The following is a 19,522-nucleotide window of genomic DNA, read 5'->3' as shown; positions in this document are numbered from 1 at the left end:
TCGTAACAAGGTAGCCGTATCGGAAGGTGCGGCTGGATCACCTCCTTTCATCCAAGTGTTAGAATCACTGCGCGAGCGCTCGCACAAATTGCTTGATTTCCGGGTTAGAACAAGAGGGGTTGTCGCTACGGGTCTGTAGCTCAGGTGGTTAGAGCGCACCCCTGATAAGGGTGAGGTCGGTGGTTCGAGTCCACCCAGACCCACCAATAGTCAGCGAGGTGTTGGGCGTAGGGAGTGAGGGGGTGCTACCAGCCTCACACCTGGCTCCTCACGCCTCACTTGGTTATCAGGGGGCCATAGCTCAGCTGGGAGAGCGCCTGCTTTGCAAGCAGGAGGTCGGCGGTTCGATCCCGCCTGGCTCCACCAGTGTGAGCGCAAAGTTTAAAGTTAAGGGTGATGCAGGACCGGCGCCTTTTGCTTTCAACTTTACGCTTTGGATTACTCCGCGCACGCGGTTCGTTTGCGCGGTGCTCTTTAACAATTCGGAAAGTTGTCAAAGGCGCTGAACAGGCTGTATGGCCTGTTCAAGGGTATGTTGCACATGCACATGCTTTACCGGCCTATGATCCCAGACTGCTTGGGGTTATATGGTCAAGCGAATAAGCGCATACGGTGGATGCCTTGGCGGCAACAGGCGATGAAGGACGTAGTAGCCTGCGATAAGCCTCGGGGAGCTGGCAAACAAGCTTTGATCCGGGGATGTCCGAATGGGGAAACCCACCGCTTCGGCGGTATCTGCACCTGAATCCATAGGGTGCTGAAGCTAACCCAGGGAACTGAAACATCTAAGTACCTGGAGGAAAAGAAATCAACCGAGATTCCCCTAGTAGCGGCGAGCGAACGGGGAGCAGCCCTTAAGTCTGGTCATCTGTAGTGGAAGTGTCTGGAAAGTCACGCCATAGAGAGTGATAGCCTCGTACATTAAACGGGTGATCAGATGAAATCGAGTAGAACGGGACACGTGTTATCCTGTTTGAATATGGGGGGCCCACCCTCCAAGGCTAAATACTCGTTGCCGACCGATAGTGAACCAGTACCGTGAGGGAAAGGCGAAAAGAACCCCGGAGAGGGGAGTGAAATAGAACCTGAAACCGTATGCGTACAAGCTGTCAGAGCCCCGCAAGGGGTGATGGCGTACCTTTTGTATAATGGGTCAGCGACTTACTTCTCAGTGGCAAGCTTAACCGAATAGGGGAGGCGTAGCGAAAGCGAGTCTGAATAGGGCGTTCAGTCGCTGGGAGTAGACCCGAAACCGGGCGATCTATCCATGGCCAGGTTGAAGGTGGGGTAACACCCACTGGAGGACCGAACCGGGATCTGTTGAAAAAGATTCGGATGAGTTGTGGATAGGAGTGAAAGGCTAATCAAGCTCGGAGATAGCTGGTTCTCCTCGAAAGCTATTGAGGTAGCGCCTCGTGTATCACTCTCGGGGGTAGAGCTCTGTTATGGCTAGGGCTGCATCGCGCAGTACCAAACCATTGCAAACTTCGAATACCGGGAAGTGCAATCACGGGAGACACACGGCGGGTGCTAACATCCGTCGTGAAGAGGGAAACAACCCAGACCGCCAGCTAAGGTCCCCAAGTAACAGCTAAGTGGGAAACGATGTGGGAAGGCGAAAACAGCCAGGAGGTTGGCTTAGAAGCAGCCATCCTTTAAAGAAAGCGTAATAGCTCACTGGTCAAGTCGGCCTGCGCGGAAGATTGAACGGGGCTAAGCTGTGTACCGAAGCTGCGGATGCGTAGCAATACGCGTGGTAGAGGAGCGTTCCGTAAGCCTGCGAAGGTGTGCTGTAAGGCATGCTGGAGGTATCGGAAGTGCGAATGCTGACATGAGTAGCGATAATGCGGGTGAAAAACCCGCACGCCGAAAACCCAAGGTTTCCTGCGCAACGTTCGTCGGCGCAGGGTGAGTCGGCTCCTAAGGCGAGGCCGAAAGGCGTAGTCGATGGGAAACAGGTTAATATTCCTGTACCTCGCATGACTGCGATGGGGGGACGGAGAAGGCTAGGTCAGCCGGGTGTTGGACGTCCCGGTTTAAGCGTGTAGGGAGTGCCCCTAGGAAAATCCGGGGGTGCAATTCCAAGGCGTGATGACGAGCCCCTTACGGGGCGAAGTGACTGATGCCATGCTTCCAAGAAAATCCTCTAAGCTTCAGGTCATGCAAGACCGTACCCCAAACCGACACAGGTGGGTGAGGAGAGAATCCTAAGGCGCTTGAGAGAACTCGGGTGAAGGAACTAGGCAAAATAGCACCGTAACTTCGGGAGAAGGTGTGCCTCCGGTACGTGAAGTGACTTGCTCATGGAGCGGAAGGAGGTTGCAGTAATCAGGCCGCTGCGACTGTTTATTAAAACACAGCACTCTGCAAACACGAAAGTGGACGTATAGGGTGTGATGCCTGCCCGGTGCCGGAAGGTTAATTGATGGGGTCAGCCGCAAGGCGAAGCTCTTGATCGAAGCCCCGGTAAACGGCGGCCGTAACTATAACGGTCCTAAGGTAGCGAAATTCCTTGTCGGGTAAGTTCCGACCTGCACGAATGGCATAACGATGGCGGCACTGTCTCCACCCGAGACTCAGCGAAATTGAATTCGCTGTGAAGATGCAGTGTACCCGCGGCAAGACGGAAAGACCCCGTGAACCTTTACTACAACTTTACAGTGGACTTTGAATAACCTTGTGTAGGATAGGTGGGAGGCTATGAAGCGTGGACGCTAGTTTGCGCAGAGCCAACCTTGAAATACCACCCTGGTTTGTTCGGAGTTCTAACCTAGATCCGTTATCCGGATCGGAGACAGTGTATGGTGGGTAGTTTGACTGGGGCGGTCTCCTCCCAAAGAGTAACGGAGGAGCACGATGGTACCCTCAGCGCGGTCGGAAATCGCGCAATGCGTGCAAAGGCATAAGGGTGCTTAACTGCGAGACGGACAGGTCGAGCAGGTGCGAAAGCAGGTCTTAGTGATCCGGTGGTTCTTAGTGGTAGGGCCATCGCTCAACGGATAAAAGGTACTCCGGGGATAACAGGCTTATACCCCCCAAGAGTTCATATCGACGGGGGTGTTTGGCACCTCGATGTCGGCTCATCACATCCTGGGGCTGTAGCAGGTCCCAAGGGTATGGCTGTTCGCCATTTAAAGTGGTACGCGAGCTGGGTTTAGAACGTCGTGAGACAGTTCGGTCCCTATCTGCCGTGGGCGTTTGAGACTTGAGGGAAGCTGCTCCTAGTACGAGAGGACCGGAGTGGACGCACCTCTGGTGTTCCGGTTGTCACGCCAGTGGCACTGCCGGGTAGCTATGTGCGGACGGGATAACCGCTGAAAGCATCTAAGCGGGAAGCCCCTCCCAAGATTAGGTCTCACTGGATACTTGATATCCCTAAAGGGCCGTCCGAGACTAGGACGTTGATAGGCTGGGTGTGGAAGCGCGGTGACGCGTGCAGCTAACCAGTACTAATTGCCCGTGAGGCTTGACCATATAACACCCAAGCGGTTTGTATGGTCGGTAAGGCGTAACTTGCAACACCCGCACCTATGACAACTTTCTGAATTTGGAAAAATGGGGACTGAGCCATTGCTGCGTCCCCGGTTTTCCTGACCGTTTTCCTGGCGGCCATAGCGAGTAGGAACCACCCGATCCCATTCCGAACTCGGAAGTGAAACTGCTCAGCGCCGATGATAGTGTGGGGTTCCTCCATGCGAAAGTAGGACACTGCCAGGTCTTTATCCAGGACCCCTGCAGATCAACGATCTGCAGGGGTCTTCTCTTTTCAGGCTCCGCACCGGCGCCTGGTTTTCCTGCGGGTACCCCTGAGGTCGGTAGCTGACACCATCTGCGGTGGTGACAGTGCTACGTACTGTCCCGGGACCGCGCCGCTTGTCACCGCGGATGAAAAGGCGTATTAGAATGGTTATGAACGTCTTCATCACCGGTGCGAACCGCGGCCTGGGCTTCGGGTTCGTCACGCATTACCTCGCTCGCGGCGACGAGGTGTGGGCCTGTTATCGCTATGAGATGGGCGCTCTGGAACCGCTGGAGGACGAGCGCTTGCACCGTGTGATGTGGGACATGCGCGAGGAGGCGCCGCGCACCGGCGGCATGCTTCCCGAGCGCATCGACCTGCTGATCAACAATGCGGGGATCTACGGCCCGAAGGATGGCGCCCAGTCGCTGGAGGAGGTCGTGCCGCGGGATATGCAGGCGGTGTTCGACGTCGACTGCATCGGCCCGCTGCGCGTGGTGCAGTATCTCCTGCCGCGGCTGGTCAAGGCGCGCGGCGTCATCGCCAACGTGAGTTCAAAGATGGGTTCTTCGGGAGACAACAGCAGCGGTGGGTGCTATGCCTATCGCGCGGCCAAGGCCGCCCTGGTCATCGTCTCGAAGTCCATGGCGGTGGATCTCGCCCCGCGGGGCGTGCGCGTCATCACGCTGCACCCCGGGTGGGTGCGCACGGACATGACCAATAACTCCGGGCTGATCGACGTGGCGCAGTCGGTGGACGGGATGGCCCGCGTGATCGACTCCATAGAGTCCTATCCCCTGGGCGCATTCGTCGCCTTCGATGGCAAGGAAGTGCCTTATTAGGGTGAGGCGTTAGGGGTTAGGAGTGAGGAGAAATACCAAAAAATCATTTCACAACGTACTTGACATGAAAAATGAAGTGGCCATGCTCTAGTCGCCTCACGCCTCACGCCTCACGCCTCACGCCTCACGCCTCACGCCTCACGCCTCACGCCTCACGCCTCACGCCTCACGCCTCACGCCTCACGCCTCACGCCTCACGCCTCACCCTCCGGCGCGTTCCGCCTTGCCGGTCGCCAGGCCGAGGTTGCTCCAGACCGCGAGCGTCGCCTGTGCCTGGTTCATGGTGTAGAAGTGCAGGCCCGGGGCGCCGCCGTCCAGCAGCTTGCGGCACAGGTTGGTGGTAACGTCGAGGCCGAAGTTGCGCAATGAGGCCATGTCCTCACCGAAATCCTCCAGCCGCTTGCGGATCCAGCGCGGGATCTCCGCGCCGCAGGCATCGGAGAAGCGCGCCAGCTGGGTGTAGTTGGTAATCGGCATGATGCCAGGCACGATCGGCAGGTCGAGCCCCTCCGCCTCGCAGGCGTCGACGAAGCGGAAATAGGCGTCGGCGTTGTAGAAATACTGGGTCAAGGCCGAATCCGCGCCGGCCTCCACCTTGCGCTTGAAGTTCAGCAGGTCGGTGCGCGCCGATGCGGCCTGTGGATGCACCTCCGGATAGGCGGCGACCTCGATGAAGAAATGGCTGCCGGTCTCGGCGCGCACGAACTCCACCAGCTCGTTGGCGTAGCGGAACTCGCCCGCCTCGCGCATGCCGGACGGCATGTCGCCGCGCAGCGCGACCAGGTGGCGGATGCCGCTGTCGATGTAGCTCTGCAGGATCTCGCGGATGCTGGTGCGGCTGGAGCCGATGCAGGACAGGTGCGGCGCCACGTCGATGCCGGTGCGCTGCTTGATGTCCACCACCGTATCGCGCGTGCGATCGCGCGTCGAGCCGCCGGCCCCGAACGTGACGGAGAAGAAGCAGGGATCGAGCGCAGCCAGCTTCAGGCTGACCGCGCGCAGCTTTTCCTCACCCTCCGCCGTCTTGGCCGGAAAGAACTCGAAGCTGTAGGCCTTGGGGTAAGTCAGTTGGGACTTCATCTAGTATGCGAGCCGTGCGCTGAAGAATGAAAAGGTGAGGCGTGAGGAGCTAGGCGTGAGGCGGAAACCCGGGTTACAGATTTTTTCACGCCTCACTCCTCACGCCTATCGCCTCACTAGTATCTGTAAATCTCCGGCTTGTACGGCCCTTCGACCGGCACGCTGATGTACTCGGCCTGCTGCTTGGTCAGGGTGGTGAGCCGGGCGCCGATCTTCTGCAGGTGCAGGCGGGCGACTTCCTCGTCGAGTTTCTTCGGCAGCACGTAGACCTTCTTGTCGTACTTCTTGCCATGGCAGAACAGCTCGATCTGCGCCAGCACCTGGTTGGTGAACGAGTTGGACATGACGAAGCTCGGATGGCCGGTCGCGCAGCCCAGGTTCACCAGGCGCCCCTCGGCGAGCAGGATGATGCGCTTGCCGTCGGGGAAGATGATGTGGTCGACCTGCGGCTTGATATTTTCCCAGGTGTACTTCTTCACCCCGGCAACGTCGATCTCGTTGTCGAAGTGCCCGATGTTGCACACGATGGCCTGGTCCTTCATCGCCTTCATGTGGTCGTGGGTGATGACCTGGAAATTGCCGGTGGCGGTGACGAAGATGTCGGCCTGGGAGGCGGCCTCGTCCATGGTGACCACGCGATACCCTTCCATCGCCGCCTGCAGCGCGCAGATCGGATCGATCTCGGTCACCCACACGGTGGCGCCGAGCCCGCGCAGCGACTGCGCGCAGCCCTTGCCCACGTCGCCGTAGCCGAGCACCATGCAGATCTTGCCGGCGATCATGACATCAGTGGCGCGCTTGATGCCGTCGACGAGCGACTCGCGGCAGCCGTACAGATTGTCAAACTTGGACTTGGTGACCGAGTTGTTGACGTTGATGGCCGGGAACGGCAGATCGCCCTTCGCCTCCATCTGGTAGAGCCGCTGAACACCGGTGGTCGTCTCCTCGGTGACGCCGCGGATGTTGCCCTTGATGCGGCTGTAGAAGCCGGGCGTCTTGGCCATCTGGGCGCGGATGGAGGCGAACAGCACCTGTTCCTCCTCGCTGCCGGGATTGTTCAGCACGCTGGCGTCCTTCTCGGCCTTCGAGCCCAGGATCGCGAGCAGGGTGGCGTCACCGCCGTCGTCGAGGATCATGTTCGGCGTGCCGCCGTCATGCCACATCATGATGCGGTGGGTGAAGTCCCAATATTCCTCCAGGCTCTCGCCCTTGTAGGCGTATACCGGGATGCCGCGCGCGGCGATCGCGGCGGCGGCGTGGTCCTGGGTCGAGAAGATATTGCAGGACGCCCAGCGGATCTCGGCGCCGAGATCGGCCAGCGTCTCGATCAGCACGGCGGTCTGGATTGTCATGTGCAGGCTGCCGGCGATGCGCGCGCCCTTGAGCGGCTGCTCCTTGCGGTATTTGTTGCGGATCGACATCAGGCCGGGCATCTCGGTCTCGGCGATCGCGATCTCCTTGCGGCCCCAGTCGGCGAGCGCCATGTCGGCGACTTTGTAATCGGGCGTGAGGTTCTTGGCGGATTGTGTGCTCATTCGGTATCCCTTGATGGTTGATTGGCGGTTCGCGCGCGCTTAGCGCTTGCCGGCGGCATCGCGCAGCGCGGCTGCCTTGTCCGTCTTTTCCCAGCTGAACCCGGGCACTTCACGACCGAAGTGCCCGTAGGCGGCGCTGTTGCAGTAGATCGGCCGCAGCAGGTCCAGCATCTGGATGATGCCCTTGGGTCGCAGGTCGAAATGTTCGGCGACCAGGGCGGCGATCCTGTCGTCGGCGATGGTGCCGGTGCCGTGGGTGTTGATCGTGATGTTCATCGGGCGGGCGACGCCGATCGCGTAGGCCACCTGGATCTGGCACTGCTTGGCCAGCCCCGCGGCGACCACGTTCTTGGCCACATACCGCGCGGCATAGGCGGCCGAGCGGTCGACCTTGCTCGGGTCCTTGCCCGAGAAGGCGCCGCCGCCGTGCGGGCAGGCGCCGCCGTAGGTGTCGACGATGATCTTGCGCCCGGTCAGGCCGCAGTCGCCGTGCGGACCGCCGACCACGAAGCGGCCGGTCGGGTTGATCAGGTATTTGGTGTCCTTCAGCCACTCCTTCGGCAGCACCGGCTTGATGATCTCCTCGATCACCGCCTCGACGAAGCTGGCTTTCATCTTCGTCTGTGTCTCGCTCTGGTCGGGGCTGTGCTGGGTCGACAGCACCACGGTATCAATGCTGTGCGGCTTGCCGTCGACGTAACGCAGCGTGACCTGGCTCTTGGCGTCCGGACGCAGGAAGGGCAGCTTGCCGCTCTTGCGCAGCTGCGCCTGGCGCTCGACCAGGCGGTGCGCGTAGTAGATCGGCGCCGGCATCAGCTCGGGCGTCTCGTCGCAGGCATAACCGAACATCAGGCCCTGGTCGCCGGCGCCCATGTTGAGGTAGTCGTCGCTCGCCTGGTCCACGCCCTGGGCGATGTCGTTGCTCTGCTTGTCGTAGGCGACGAGCACCGCGCAGCCCCTGTAGTCCATGCCGTACTCGGTGTTGTCGTAGCCGATGCGCTTGATGGTGTCGCGCGTGACCTCGATGTAGTCGACGTAGGCATTGGTCGTGATCTCGCCGGCCAGCACCACCAGCCCGGTGTTGACCAGGGTCTCGGCGGCCACGCGCGAGCGCGGGTCCTGCGCGAAGATTGCATCGAGGATCGCATCCGAGATCTGATCCGCCACCTTGTCGGGGTGGCCCTCGGAGACAGATTCGGAGGTGAACAGGTATGATTTAGACATGGGTTCCTCTTCTTCGTGAATAAAAACGCTGACTGGCACAGCCTCGCTAAGGCGATCTGAATTTGGTACGGCCAAGACGTATCTTTACTTCCCGCCGTCCACTGGGTAGGAACTGACAGAATCTCGTGCCTAACTGCATGTCAAATTTCGCCATATATTAGCCGTCTTGCCTGTCCATGGCTAGCGAAAATCCCCCGCAATTCCCCGGTTTCCCCGCGCAAGAATCCTTAGGTCAAGCGGCGCGGCGGCCCGGCGCGGCGCCCCCATCGCAAGCCGCGCCGGACCCGCTATAATGGCGCTCTTTTCTCGAAGAAACGGGATGCAACGATGCGGTCCGTCATGGTGCGGGCCGCTGATGGAGGAGCCATGGTGCGTCTGGAAACCCCTGTATGTGATTTCGGCCTGCCCGCCCCGGCGTTTTCCCTGCCCGGCGTCGACGGCCGGGTGTGGGCCCCGGCCGATTGCCGCGGTCCCAAGGGCCTGCTGGTGATGTTTATCTGCAATCACTGCCCCTACGTCAAGGCCATCCGCGAGCGCATCGTGCGCGATGCCCGCGAGCTGCGGGAATACGGCATCGGCAGTGTCGCCATCATGTCGAACGATCCCGCCGAGTACCCGGAGGACAGCTTCGACAATATGCGTCAGATCGCACGGGAGTTCGATTTTCCGTTTCCCTACCTGTGGGACGAGAGCCAGGCGGTCGCGCGCGCTTACGGCGCGGTCTGTACCCCCGATTTCTTCGGCTATAACGCGGCCCTGGAGCTGCAGTACCGGGGCCGCCTGGACGCCAGCCGCAAGGACGCGGCCCCGGACGCCCGCCGGGACCTGTTCGAGGCCATGAAGCAGGTCGCGCTGACCGGCCAGGGCCCGCGCGAACAGATCCCGGGCATGGGTTGCTCGATCAAATGGCGTGGATCGGTATAAGCACGGGCCCTGATCGCCGGCGCCGGGATATTGACTACAGGAGGCGGATGCCACACTCTGGCCCACGGGCCCAGATTTTTATTGATGGGATCATGAGCCTAGGCGAAAATATGCGGTTCTTGCTATAGTCGGCACATAAAAATTACCCGTCTGGTCGAGCGATCAGGCAGCGGACGGGCGGAGGGGTGGTGGCGGACGGCCGCGGTAACGTTCGGTCGCTCCGGCGGGTCTTGCAAGGCATCACCCAGGAAATGGCGCGGTTGCCTGCCGGAGTGAACCCCGACGGCCCGCCCCTCATGCGCCACCCAGCCACGACGGCGCGACGGTGCGTAAGTGGCACAGATGCAGGGTCCCAGCGTTTATCCGGACTGGATCGGACCTCGGGGGCGGACTCCCTCGGGAGGCCGGACCGTCCACGCGGGAGGCCGGGTACTGTCTGTCGCAGCGGGCTTCGAGACACCGGTTTACATACTCGGAACGTTGATTGTTTGAAACAGCTAAATTTTAGGAGACAGAAATGCCATCCCGCAGAGAATTAGCAAATGCGATCCGCGCGCTCAGCATGGACGCCGTGCAAAAGGCCAAATCAGGACACCCGGGCGCGCCCATGGGCATGGCGGACATCGCCGAGGTGCTGTGGAACGGCTTTCTCAAGCACAATCCGTCCAACCCGAACTGGTGGGACCGCGACCGCTTCGTGTTGTCCAACGGACACGGCTCCATGTTGCTGTATTCCCTGCTGCACCTGAGCGGCTACGACCTGCCGATGGAAGAGCTGAAGAACTTCCGCCAGCTGCATTCGAAGACCCCGGGTCATCCGGAATACGGCTACGCGCCCGGCATCGAGACCACCACCGGCCCGCTCGGACAGGGCATCACCAACGCCGTGGGCATGGCGCTGGCCGAGCGCACGCTCGCCGCGCAGTTCAACCAGTCCGGCCATCACATCGTGGACCACTATACCTGGGTGTTCCTCGGCGACGGCTGCCTGATGGAAGGCATCTCGCATGAGGCCTGCTCGCTCGCCGGAACGCTCGGACTGGGCAAGCTGGTCGCGTTCTGGGACGACAACGGCATCTCCATCGACGGCCATGTCGAGAACTGGTTCAGCGAGGACGTCGCCAAGCGCTTCGAGGCCTACGGCTGGCACGTGGTGCGCGACGTCGACGGGCATGACGCCGCCGCGGTGGAGAAGGCGATCCACGAGGCGAAGTCGGTCAACAACCGGCCGTCGATGATCTGCTGCAAGACCGTGATCGGCTACGGCGCCCCCAACCTGTGCGGCAGCCACGACTGCCACGGCGCGCCGCTGGGTGAGGACGAGATCAAGGCCACGCGTGAAAACCTCGGCTGGAAGCATGCCCCGTTCGAGATCCCGCAGGAAATCTACGCCGGCTGGGACGGCAAGGAGAAAGGGGTCGCCGCCGAGCAGGCGTGGAACGAGAAATTCAAGGCCTACAAGGCCGCCCATCCTGCGCTGGCCGCCGAATTCGAGCGCCGCATGAGCGGCAGGCTGCCCGCCAACTGGGAACAGCACACGCAGGCCTACATCAAGGCCTGCGCCGAGAAGGGCGAGAGCCCGGCCACGCGCAAGGCCTCGCAGATGGCGATTACCGCGCTGGCCAAGGTGCTGCCGGAGTTCCTCGGCGGCTCCGCTGACCTGACCGGCTCCAACCTGACCAACTGGCCGGAGTGCAAGGCGATCAACAATACCGTCGCCGACGGCAACTACATCTCCTACGGTGTGCGCGAGTTCGGCATGTCCGCCATCATGAACGGCGTCGCCCTGCACGGCGGCCTGCTCCCGTTCGGCGGCACCTTCCTGATGTTCTCCGAATACGCGCGTAACGCCCTGCGCATGGCCGCGCTGATGAAGCAGCGCTCCATCTTCGTCTATACCCACGACTCGATCGGTCTGGGCGAGGACGGCCCGACCCACCAGCCTGTGGAGCAGACCGCGACGCTGCGCATGATGCCCAATATGAGCGTCTGGCGCCCGTGCGACACGGTCGAGACCGCGGTGGCCTGGAAGGCGGCGGTGGAAAACACCCGGGGCCCGACCAGCCTGATCTTCTCGCGCCAGAACCTGCCGCACCAGGCGCGTGATGCCGCCCAGCTGGCCAACGTCGCCCGCGGCGGCTATGTGCTGCGCGACAGCAAGGGCGCCCCCGAGGCGATCATCATCGCCACCGGTTCCGAGATCGATCTGGCGGTGAAGGCCGCCGAACAGCTGAACGCCAAGGGCCGCCGGGTGCGTGTGGTGTCGATGCCGTCCGCCGACGCCTTCGACAGGCAGGACAAGGCCTATCGCGAGTCCGTGCTGCCCGGTGCCTGCCGCGCGCGCGTTGCGGTCGAGGCCGGCGTCACCGATTACTGGCGCAAATATGTCGGCCTGGACGGCGCCGTCGTCGGTCTCGACCGCTTCGGTGAATCGGCCCCCGCCGGCGCGCTCTTCAAGGAGTTCGGCTTCACAGTGGAGAACGTCGTGAAGGCCGTCGAGGCCGTGCTCTGACAGATTTCAAATCAGCCTTGCGAGGAGAGAGACTATGACAATCAAAGTCGGTATCAACGGGTTCGGCCGCATCGGCCGCATGGTGTTCCGTGCGGCGGTCAAGGAAGCGGAGTTCAAGGACATCGAGATCGTCGGCATCAACGACCTGCTCGAGCCCAGCTACCTGGCCTACATGCTCCAGTACGACTCGGTGCACGGCCGCTTCAGCGGCGACATCAAGGTGGACAACGACACGCTGATCGTCAATGGGCGGAAGATCCGTCTTACCGCCGTGAAGGATCCGGCGGAACTCAAGTGGGGCGAAGTCGGCGCCGACGTCGTGGTGGAGTCCACCGGCCTGTTCCTCACGCTGGATACCTGCCAGAAACACATCACCGCGGGCGCCCGGAAGGTCGTGCAGTCGGCGCCCTCCAAGGATGACACCCCGATGTTCGTCTACGGCGTGAACCACGCGAAGTATGCCGGCGAGAAGATCGTCTCCGCCGCCTCCTGCACCACCAACTGCCTGGCGCCGGTCGCCAAGGTGCTGCACGACAGCTTCGGCATCAAGCGCGGGCTGATGAGCACGGTGCATGCCGCCACGGCGACCCAGAAGACCGTCGACGGGCCGTCCAGCAAGGACTGGCGCGGCGGCCGCGGCATCCTGGAGAACATCATCCCGTCGTCCACCGGCGCCGCCAAGGCCGTTGGCAAGGTGATCCCCGAACTCAACAAGAAGCTCACCGGCATGGCGTTCCGCGTGCCGACCTCGGACGTGTCCGTGGTGGATCTCACCGTTGAACTCGCGAAGGAAGCCAGCTACGAGCAGGTCTGCGCGGCCATGAAGAAGGCCTCGCAAGGCTCGCTGAAGGGCGTGCTCGGTTACACCGACGAGAAGGTGGTGTCGACCGATTTCCGCGGTTGCTCGCTGCCGTCGATCTTCGACGCCGAGGCCGGCATCGCCCTCGACCCGACCTTCGTCAAGGTCGTGTCGTGGTACGACAATGAATACGGCTACACCTGCAACATGCTGCGCTTCGTGCAGCACGTGGCCAAGTAAATACGGGTGAGGCGTGAGGCGTGAAGCGTGAGGGATCAATTCCTCACGCCTAACACCTCACTCCTCACCGTGGTTCTCAAGGAGCAAGCATGTCTGTCATCAAGCTGACCGATCTCGATCTCAAGGGCAAGCGCGTGTTGATCCGCGCCGACCTGAACGTGCCGGTGAAGGACGGCAAGGTGACCTCGGACGCGCGCATCACGGCGTCCATGGCCACCATCAACCACTGCCTCAAGCAGGGCGCAAAGGTGATGGTGACCTCCCACCTTGGCCGCCCGACCGAAGGCGAGTGGTCGGAGGAGAATTCGCTGAAGCCCGTCGCCGACAACATCGGCGCGCGCCTCGGCAAGCCGGTGCGCCTCATCAAGGATTGGGTCGACGGCGGCTTCGACGTTGCCGCGGGCGAGCTCGTCGTGCTGGAGAATTGCCGCATCAACAAGGGCGAAAAGAAGAATGCCGACGAAACCGCGAAGAAGTATGCCGCGCTGTGCGACGTGTTCGTGATGGATGCCTTCGGCACCGCGCACCGCGCCGAGGCCTCGACGCACGGCGTTGCCCGCTACGCCCCGGTGGCGGCGGCAGGCATCCTGCTGACCGAGGAGCTGGAGGCGCTGACCAAGGCATTGCTCAGCCCGAAGCGCCCGATGGTCGCCATCGTCGGCGGCTCCAAGGTCTCGACCAAGCTGACGGTGCTCGAATCGCTGTCCGACAAGGTCGACCAGCTCGTGGTCGGCGGCGGCATTGCCAACACCTTCCTGGCCGCGGCCGGCAAGAAGATCGGCAAGTCGTTGGCCGAGACAGACCTCATTCCGATCGCCAAGGCGCTGATGGAGAAGATGCAGAAGCGCGGCGCCTCGATCCCGATCGCGGTCGATGTCGTCGTCGGCAAAAAATTCGATGCCAACGAACCCGCCGTGCTGAAGGACGCCGCGGCGACGGCCGACGACGACATGATCTTCGACATCGGCCCGAAAAGCGCGCAGCAGCTCGCCGACATCATCATGAAGGCCGGCACCGTGGTGTGGAACGGCCCGGTGGGCGTGTTCGAGTTCGACCAGTTCGGCGCCGGCACCAGGAAGATCGCCGAGGCGATCGCCAACACCCCCGCCTTCACGCTCGCGGGAGGCGGCGACACCATCGCGGCGATCCAGAAGTACGATATCTATGACAAGGTTTCTTATATTTCGACGGCGGGCGGGGCGTTCCTCGAGTTCCTCGAGGGCAAGACGCTGCCCGCCGTCGCCATCCTGGAAGAACGCGCCCGTTCGCGGCGCGTATAACTGGCGTTTAGGGAGTTGAACCGAAGCTTATTATGACGCAAGAAAGAAATCGTTTGAGGCGCACGAAGATCGTCGCCACACTGGGACCGGCCACGGACAATCCGGGGGTGCTTGACCGCATGGTGCGCGCCGGGATGGACGTGGTGCGCGTGAATTTCTCCCACGGTGAGGCCGCCGATCATGTGCGCCGCGTCGAGGCGGTGCGCCACGCGGCGCGCGAGGCCGGACGCGAGGTCGCGGTGCTCGCCGACCTGCAGGGGCCCAAGATCCGCACCGACCGCTTTGCCGACGGCAAGGTGGTGCTGGAGGAAGGCGCTCGCTTCGTGCTCGATGCGGCATGGCCGGCGAATGCCGGTAACCAGGAGCGCGTCGGCATCACTTACAAGGAACTGCCGAACGACGTCGTCGTGGGCGACAACCTGCTGCTCGATGACGGCAAGATCGTGCTGGAGGTGGTGGAGATCGCCGCCGGCGAGATCGTCTGTCGCGTACTGGTCGGTGGCGAGCTGTCCAATAACAAGGGCATCAACCGCCTGGGCGGCGGCCTCTCCGCCGCCGCGATCACCGACAAGGACCGCGCCGACATCAAGGTGGCCGCGTCCATTGCGGCGGATTACGTGGCGGTATCGTTCCCGCGCAATGCAGCGGATATCAACGAGGCGCGTGAACTGCTGCGCGCCGCCGGCGGACACGGCGCCATCGTGGCGAAGATCGAGCGCGCCGAATCGCTCGCCAGCGTGGAGGACATCATCGCCGCGACCGACGTCGTGATGATCGCGCGCGGAGACCTCGGCGTAGAGATCGGCGATGCCGAGCTGCCGGGTGTGCAGAAGCACCTCATCCAGCTCGCGCGCAGCATGAATCGCGTGGTCATCACCGCGACGCAGATGATGCGATCCATGGTGGACAGCTCCATTCCGACCCGGGCCGAGGTGTTCGACGTCGCCAATGCGGTGCTCGACGGCACGGACGCCGTCATGCTGTCAGAGGAAACCGCCACCGGGCGTTACCCGCTCAAGGTGATCGAGGCCATGGACCGGATCTGCCGCGGGGCGGAAAGCCAGAAGGTGGCGGTGCTGTCGCGCCACCGCGTGGATTCGGAGTTCCGTCATATCGACGAGGCGATCGCGATGGCCTCCATGTATACCGCCAACCACCTTCGCGTGCGGGCGATCGCGGCCCTGACCGAATCCGGTTCGACGGTGCAGTGGATGTCGCGCATCAGCTCCGGGATACCGATCTATGCCCTGACCAAACATGAGGCGACGCGGCGCAAGGTCAGCCTGTTCCGCGGGGTCTACCCGGTGGCCTTCGATGCCTCATCCACGCAGCACGTCGAGGCCAACCGCGAGGTGATCGACGAATTGCTGAAGCGCGGCACCGTGCAGGAAGGGGATCTGGTGATCATCACCAAGGGCGACCTGATGGGCATGCACGGGGCTACCAACACCATGAAGATCATCCGGGTGGGCGATTATTGACGCAGGCGGGAGCGATTCCACTACGGTTCGTCCGATGATTTTTTCGTGGAAGGATTTAGAATAGATACACACTAACGGTTATACAGGTAAGGAGAAAAGCCATGGCCTTGATATCACTTCGTCAGTTACTGGATCACGCCGCCGAACGCAATTACGGCGTACCGGCGTTCAACGTCAACAACCTGGAACAGATGCGCGCCATCATGGAGGCGGCTGCCGAGACCGACAGCCCGGTGATCGTGCAGGCCTCCGCAGGCGCGCGTAAATACGCGGGCGCGCCTTTCCTGCGCCACCTGATCCTGGCCGCCATCGAGGAGTGGCCCAATATTCCGGTCGTCATGCACCAGGATCATGGCGTCAGCCCGGCGGTGTGCCAGCGTTCCATTCAGCTGGGTTTCTCCTCGGTGATGATGGACGGTTCCTTGAAGGAAGACGGCAAGACCCCGGCCTCCTATGAATACAACATAGATGTGACCCGCCGCACGGTGGAGCTGTCCCATGCCTGTGGTGTGTCCGTCGAGGGCGAACTGGGCTGCCTGGGATCGCTGGAGACCGGAATGGCCGGCGAAGAGGACGGCATCGGTGCGGAAGGGAAGCTGGATCACTCCATGCTGCTGACCGATCCCGAAGAGGCCGCCGACTTTGTCAAAAAAACCAAGGTGGACGCCCTGGCGATTGCGATCGGCACCTCGCACGGTGCCTACAAATTCAGCCGCCCGCCCACCGGCGATATCCTCGCCATCGAGCGCATCAAGGAGATCCACGCGCGTATCCCGAATACGCATCTGGTGATGCACGGTTCGAGCTCGGTGCCGCAGGAGTGGCTGAAGATCATCAACAGCTACGGCGGCGCCATGGGCGAGACCTACGGCGTGCCGGTCGAAGAAATCGTGGAAGGCATCAAGCACGGGGTGCGCAAGGTCAATATCGACACCGATCTGCGCATGGCCTCCACCGGTGCGATGCGCAAGACCATGGCGGAGAACCCCAAGGAATTCGATCCGCGCAAGTTCTTCGCCGCAACCATCAAGGCGATGAAGGAGATCTGCAAGGCGCGTTACGAGGCCTTCGGCACCGCCGGCAACGCCTCCAAGATCAAGCCGCTCTCGCTGGAGGCGATGGTCAAGCGTTACGACAAGGGTGAGCTGGAACCGCAGGTGAAGTAATCATGAGAGGCAGGGGACAGATTTAAAATCTGTCCCCAATCTCGAAAAGAAAAAGGGCGGGGTAACCCGCCCTTTCTGTTAGGAGTCAGGCGTAAAGCGTCAGGAGGAAGATCAAAATAACTGTCGTAATGACATTGACATGAAAACCAAGGCGGTCATGCTCTTGTCGCCTCACGCCTCACGCCTCACGCCTCACGCCTCACGCCTCACGCCTCACGCCTCACGCCTCACGCCTCACGCCTCACGCCTCACGCCTAGCTCTTGTAGTACTCCCGGTACCACTCGATAAACCGCTCGATACCCTGCCCGATCGGTGTCGCCGGCTTGAATCCGACATCCCGCATCAGGTCGTCGACGTCGGCGTAGGTCGCCGGCACATCCCCGGGCTGAAGCGGCAGCAGGTTTTTCACCGCCGTGCGGCCCAGGCAGCGTTCGATGGTCTCGATGAAGTCCATCAATTCGACCGGATTGTTGTTGCCGATGTTGTAGAGCCGGTACGGGGCCAGACTGGTACCCGGGTCGGGATCTTTGCCGCTCCAGCCGGAATTGGCCTCGGGGACTTTGTCCAGTGTCCTGACGACGCCCTCGACGATGTCGTCGATGTAGGTGAAGTCGCGCTGGCATTTGCCGTAGTTGTACACGTCGATGGGTTTGCCGGCGAGGATGTTGCGGGTAAACAGGAACAGCGCCATGTCGGGCCGACCCCACGGGCCGTAGACGGTGAAGAAGCGCAGCCCGGTGGTGGGTATGCGGAACAGATGGCTGTAGGTGTGCGCCATCAGCTCGTTCGCCTTCTTGCTGGCGGCATAGAGGCTGACCGGATGGTCCACGTTGTCATGGACCGAGAACGGCATCTTGGTGTTCGCCCCGTACACCGAGCTGCTGGAGGCGTACACCAGATGCTCCACGCGGTGGTGGCGACAGCCCTCGAGGATGTTCGTGAAGCCGACCAGATTGCTGTCGATGTAGGCGCGCGGATTCACCAGTGAATAGCGCACACCGGCCTGCGCGGCCAGGTTGACCACGCGCTGAGGTTCATGAGTCCTGAAGGTGTGTGCCATCGCTTCCGGGTCTTCCAGGCTCGCGCGCACGTCGGTGAATCGATCGTAGTGTTTCAGGCGGGCCAGCCGCGCCTGCTTGAGATTCACGTCGTAGTAGTCGTTGAGGTTGTCGACGCCAATGACCTCGTCGCCGCGCTCAAGGAGCCGGTGGGCAAGGGTGGAGCCGATGAAGCCGGCGGTGCCGGTGATGAGTACCTTCATGATTGTAGTGTCCTGATGATATTCCGTAATAGGGGCATGGCTACGCATGCTCTATGGCATAGCCTTCGGTGAAGCGTAAGGCGTGAGGCGGAAAGCAATCGCGGGCGTTTCTGTTTTTTACGCGCCACGCCTGACACCTTGCTCCTGACCGTCAGAGCCTGCCATCCACTGCGTCCGGCGGAAACAATGACTTCACATCGTAAAGGACCGCATTGGGTTTGCACAGCCGCCGTACGCCCTCGATGCCGAGGTCGCGGAACTGATCGTGAGCAACGGCCAGGATCACGGCATCGTAGACTGCCGGTTCCGGGTGGGCGACGGGGCGGATACGGTATTCATGTTCCGCCTCTTCGGGGTTGACCCATGGGTCATAGACGTCGACGTTGGCATGGTAACCCTTGAGTTCGGCGGCGATGTCCACCACGCGGGTGTTGCGCAGATCGGGGCAGTTTTCCTTGAAAGCAAGCCCAAGAATCAATATGCGCGAGTCGGCCACCGGGATTCGGCGCTGGGTCATCAGCTTCAGTACGCGCTCGGCAACATAGGCGCCCATGCTGTCATTGATCCGGCGGCCGGCGAGGATGACTTCGGGATGGTAGCCGATCTCCTGGGCCTTGTGCGTCAGGTAGTAGGGGTCGACGCCGATGCAGTGGCCGCCGACCAGGCCGGGGCGGAAGGGAAGAAAGTTCCACTTGGTGCCGGCGGCCTCCAGGACTTCGATGGTGTCGATGCCGAGCCGGTTGAAGATCAGTGCAAGCTCGTTGATCAGGGCGATATTGACGTCCCGCTGCGTGTTTTCGATCACCTTGGCGGCTTCCGCGACGCGGATGCTGCTAGCCTTGTGCGTACCGGCCGTGATGATGCGCGCGTATACGGCGTTTATCAGATCGGCAGCCGCGGGCGTTGAGCCCGATGTAACCTTGGCTATGGTGGCGAGCCGATGCCGCTTGTCGCCCGGATTGATACGTTCAGGGCTGTAGCCGGCGAAGAAGTCACGGTTGAATACCAGGCCGGAATTCTTTTCCAGGATGGGTACGCAGATCTCTTCGGTGCAACCGGGGTACACGGTGGATTCATATACGACTATGTCCCCTTTCTTGAGCGCATTCCCGACCGTGCTGCTTGCCGAGATCAATGGGCTCAGGTCCGGGCGTTTGTAGGCATCGATCGGAGTCGGGACCGTTATGATGAAGAAATTGCACTGAGCCAGATCATCCGTGCTGTCGCTGAATTTCAGATTCGCTACTTCTGCAAGCTCCGCCGCCGGCACCTCGAGCGTGCTGTCGCGTCCTTCGCGGAGTTCGTTGATGCGGCGGCGGTTGATGTCGAACCCTGTGGTCGGGAAATGTCCGCCCAGGGCCACGGCCAGCGGGAGGCCTACATAGCCGAGACCGATGACGCCGATGCGGATGTCGTTGAGATTCAGCATATCTATTCC

The 19,522-nt window shown here is 61.6% G+C and carries 12 protein-coding genes, 2 tRNA genes and 3 rRNA genes (1 of these 17 running past the window's edge); 12 read left to right on the top strand and 5 right to left on the bottom strand.

The features are described from left to right. From IPK65_00650 to IPK65_00625, 6 genes are all read left to right on the top strand, one after another. Positions 1–48 (top strand): 16S ribosomal RNA (locus tag IPK65_00650) (it extends 1,499 nt beyond the left edge of the window). Positions 49–129: 81 nt separating this feature from the next. Beyond that, positions 130–206: transfer RNA gene (locus IPK65_00645), tRNA-Ile, on the top strand. An 84-nt stretch (positions 207–290) separates the two neighbouring features. Further along, positions 291–366: transfer RNA gene (locus IPK65_00640), tRNA-Ala, on the top strand. Between the two features lie 223 nt (positions 367–589). Then, positions 590–3,474, top strand: a 23S ribosomal RNA gene (locus tag IPK65_00635). Positions 3,475–3,601: 127 nt separating this feature from the next. Next, positions 3,602–3,717, top strand: a 5S ribosomal RNA gene (rrf, locus tag IPK65_00630). Together the 16S, 23S and 5S rRNA genes with 2 tRNA genes alongside form the textbook arrangement of a ribosomal RNA operon. A 192-nt stretch (positions 3,718–3,909) precedes the next feature. Then, positions 3,910–4,581: an SDR family oxidoreductase gene (locus IPK65_00625; protein MBK8161692.1), complete on the top strand. Its 672-nt coding sequence runs from the start codon at positions 3,910–3,912 to the stop codon at positions 4,579–4,581. 201 nt (positions 4,582–4,782) lie between these two features. On the opposite strand, the gene metF is transcribed toward IPK65_00625, so the two are convergent. The 3 genes from metF to IPK65_00610 form a co-directional block, all read right to left on the bottom strand. Beyond that, positions 4,783–5,661, bottom strand: coding sequence for a methylenetetrahydrofolate reductase [NAD(P)H] (gene metF, locus IPK65_00620; GenBank protein ID MBK8161691.1), 879 nt, complete (start codon positions 5,659–5,661; stop codon positions 4,783–4,785). Between the two features lie 116 nt (positions 5,662–5,777). Continuing rightward, positions 5,778–7,196: an adenosylhomocysteinase gene (locus IPK65_00615; protein MBK8161690.1), complete on the bottom strand. Its 1,419-nt coding sequence runs from the start codon at positions 7,194–7,196 to the stop codon at positions 5,778–5,780. 39 nt (positions 7,197–7,235) lie between these two features. After that, positions 7,236–8,420 (bottom strand): methionine adenosyltransferase, encoded by a 1,185-nt coding sequence (locus tag IPK65_00610; protein ID MBK8161689.1) that lies wholly within the window; start codon positions 8,418–8,420, stop codon positions 7,236–7,238. 366 nt (positions 8,421–8,786) lie between these two features. Between IPK65_00610 and IPK65_00605 the strand changes: the two genes are divergently transcribed. From IPK65_00605 to IPK65_00580, 6 genes are all read left to right on the top strand, one after another. Next, entirely contained in the window at positions 8,787–9,344 is a 558-nt protein-coding gene (locus IPK65_00605) for a thioredoxin family protein (protein MBK8161688.1), read from the top strand. A gap of 517 nt (positions 9,345–9,861) precedes the next feature. Next, a complete protein-coding gene (gene tkt / locus IPK65_00600) occupies positions 9,862–11,856 on the top strand; it encodes a transketolase (GenBank protein MBK8161687.1) in 1,995 nt (664 codons plus the stop codon). Between the two features lie 34 nt (positions 11,857–11,890). Beyond that, positions 11,891–12,895, top strand: a complete 1,005-nt coding sequence (gene gap / locus IPK65_00595; protein MBK8161686.1) for a type I glyceraldehyde-3-phosphate dehydrogenase — start codon at positions 11,891–11,893, stop codon at positions 12,893–12,895. An 89-nt stretch (positions 12,896–12,984) separates the two neighbouring features. Continuing rightward, complete coding sequence (locus IPK65_00590) at positions 12,985–14,175, top strand: phosphoglycerate kinase (protein ID MBK8161685.1); 1,191 nt, start codon at positions 12,985–12,987, stop codon at positions 14,173–14,175. A gap of 53 nt (positions 14,176–14,228) precedes the next feature. Beyond that, positions 14,229–15,656, top strand: a complete 1,428-nt coding sequence (pyk, locus tag IPK65_00585; protein ID MBK8161684.1) for a pyruvate kinase — start codon at positions 14,229–14,231, stop codon at positions 15,654–15,656. Between the two features lie 101 nt (positions 15,657–15,757). Beyond that, on the top strand, positions 15,758–16,822 hold the full coding sequence (locus IPK65_00580; GenBank protein ID MBK8161683.1) for a fructose-bisphosphate aldolase class II: 1,065 nt from the start codon (positions 15,758–15,760) through the stop codon (positions 16,820–16,822). Positions 16,823–17,076: 254 nt separating this feature from the next. Here IPK65_00580 and IPK65_00575 read toward each other — a convergent pair whose 3' ends face one another. Both IPK65_00575 and tviB read right to left on the bottom strand, forming a co-directional pair. Then, positions 17,077–18,084: an NAD-dependent epimerase gene (locus tag IPK65_00575; protein ID MBK8161682.1), complete on the bottom strand. Its 1,008-nt coding sequence runs from the start codon at positions 18,082–18,084 to the stop codon at positions 17,077–17,079. Between the two features lie 151 nt (positions 18,085–18,235). Next, positions 18,236–19,513, bottom strand: coding sequence for a Vi polysaccharide biosynthesis UDP-N-acetylglucosamine C-6 dehydrogenase TviB (gene tviB / locus IPK65_00570; protein MBK8161681.1), 1,278 nt, complete (start codon positions 19,511–19,513; stop codon positions 18,236–18,238). Between the last annotated feature and the right edge of the window lie 9 nt (positions 19,514–19,522).

The organism is Gammaproteobacteria bacterium (genome assembly GCA_016712635.1).
Lineage (GTDB): Bacteria > Pseudomonadota > Gammaproteobacteria > SZUA-140 > SZUA-140 > JADJWH01.
The sequence above is the reverse complement of the archived record's forward strand: the minus strand, read 5'-3'. Positions and strand labels throughout refer to the sequence as shown.

Bases quoted from the DNA above. Each gene is read 5' to 3' on its own strand.
- IPK65_00605 (MBK8161688.1), top strand. From the start codon at position 8,787: ATGGTGCGTCTGGAAACCCCTGTATGTGATTTCGGCCTGCCCGCCCCG.
- IPK65_00590 (MBK8161685.1), top strand. From the start codon at position 12,985: ATGTCTGTCATCAAGCTGACCGATCTCGATCTCAAGGGCAAGCGCGTG.
- tviB (MBK8161681.1), bottom strand. From the start codon at position 19,513: ATGCTGAATCTCAACGACATCCGCATCGGCGTCATCGGTCTCGGCTAT.
- IPK65_00575 (MBK8161682.1), bottom strand. From the start codon at position 18,084: ATGAAGGTACTCATCACCGGCACCGCCGGCTTCATCGGCTCCACCCTT.
- IPK65_00580 (MBK8161683.1), top strand. From the start codon at position 15,758: ATGGCCTTGATATCACTTCGTCAGTTACTGGATCACGCCGCCGAACGC.
- tkt (MBK8161687.1), top strand. From the start codon at position 9,862: ATGCCATCCCGCAGAGAATTAGCAAATGCGATCCGCGCGCTCAGCATG.
- metF (MBK8161691.1), bottom strand. From the start codon at position 5,661: ATGAAGTCCCAACTGACTTACCCCAAGGCCTACAGCTTCGAGTTCTTT.
- IPK65_00610 (MBK8161689.1), bottom strand. From the start codon at position 8,420: ATGTCTAAATCATACCTGTTCACCTCCGAATCTGTCTCCGAGGGCCAC.
- gap (MBK8161686.1), top strand. From the start codon at position 11,891: ATGACAATCAAAGTCGGTATCAACGGGTTCGGCCGCATCGGCCGCATG.
- IPK65_00615 (MBK8161690.1), bottom strand. From the start codon at position 7,196: ATGAGCACACAATCCGCCAAGAACCTCACGCCCGATTACAAAGTCGCC.
- IPK65_00625 (MBK8161692.1), top strand. From the start codon at position 3,910: ATGAACGTCTTCATCACCGGTGCGAACCGCGGCCTGGGCTTCGGGTTC.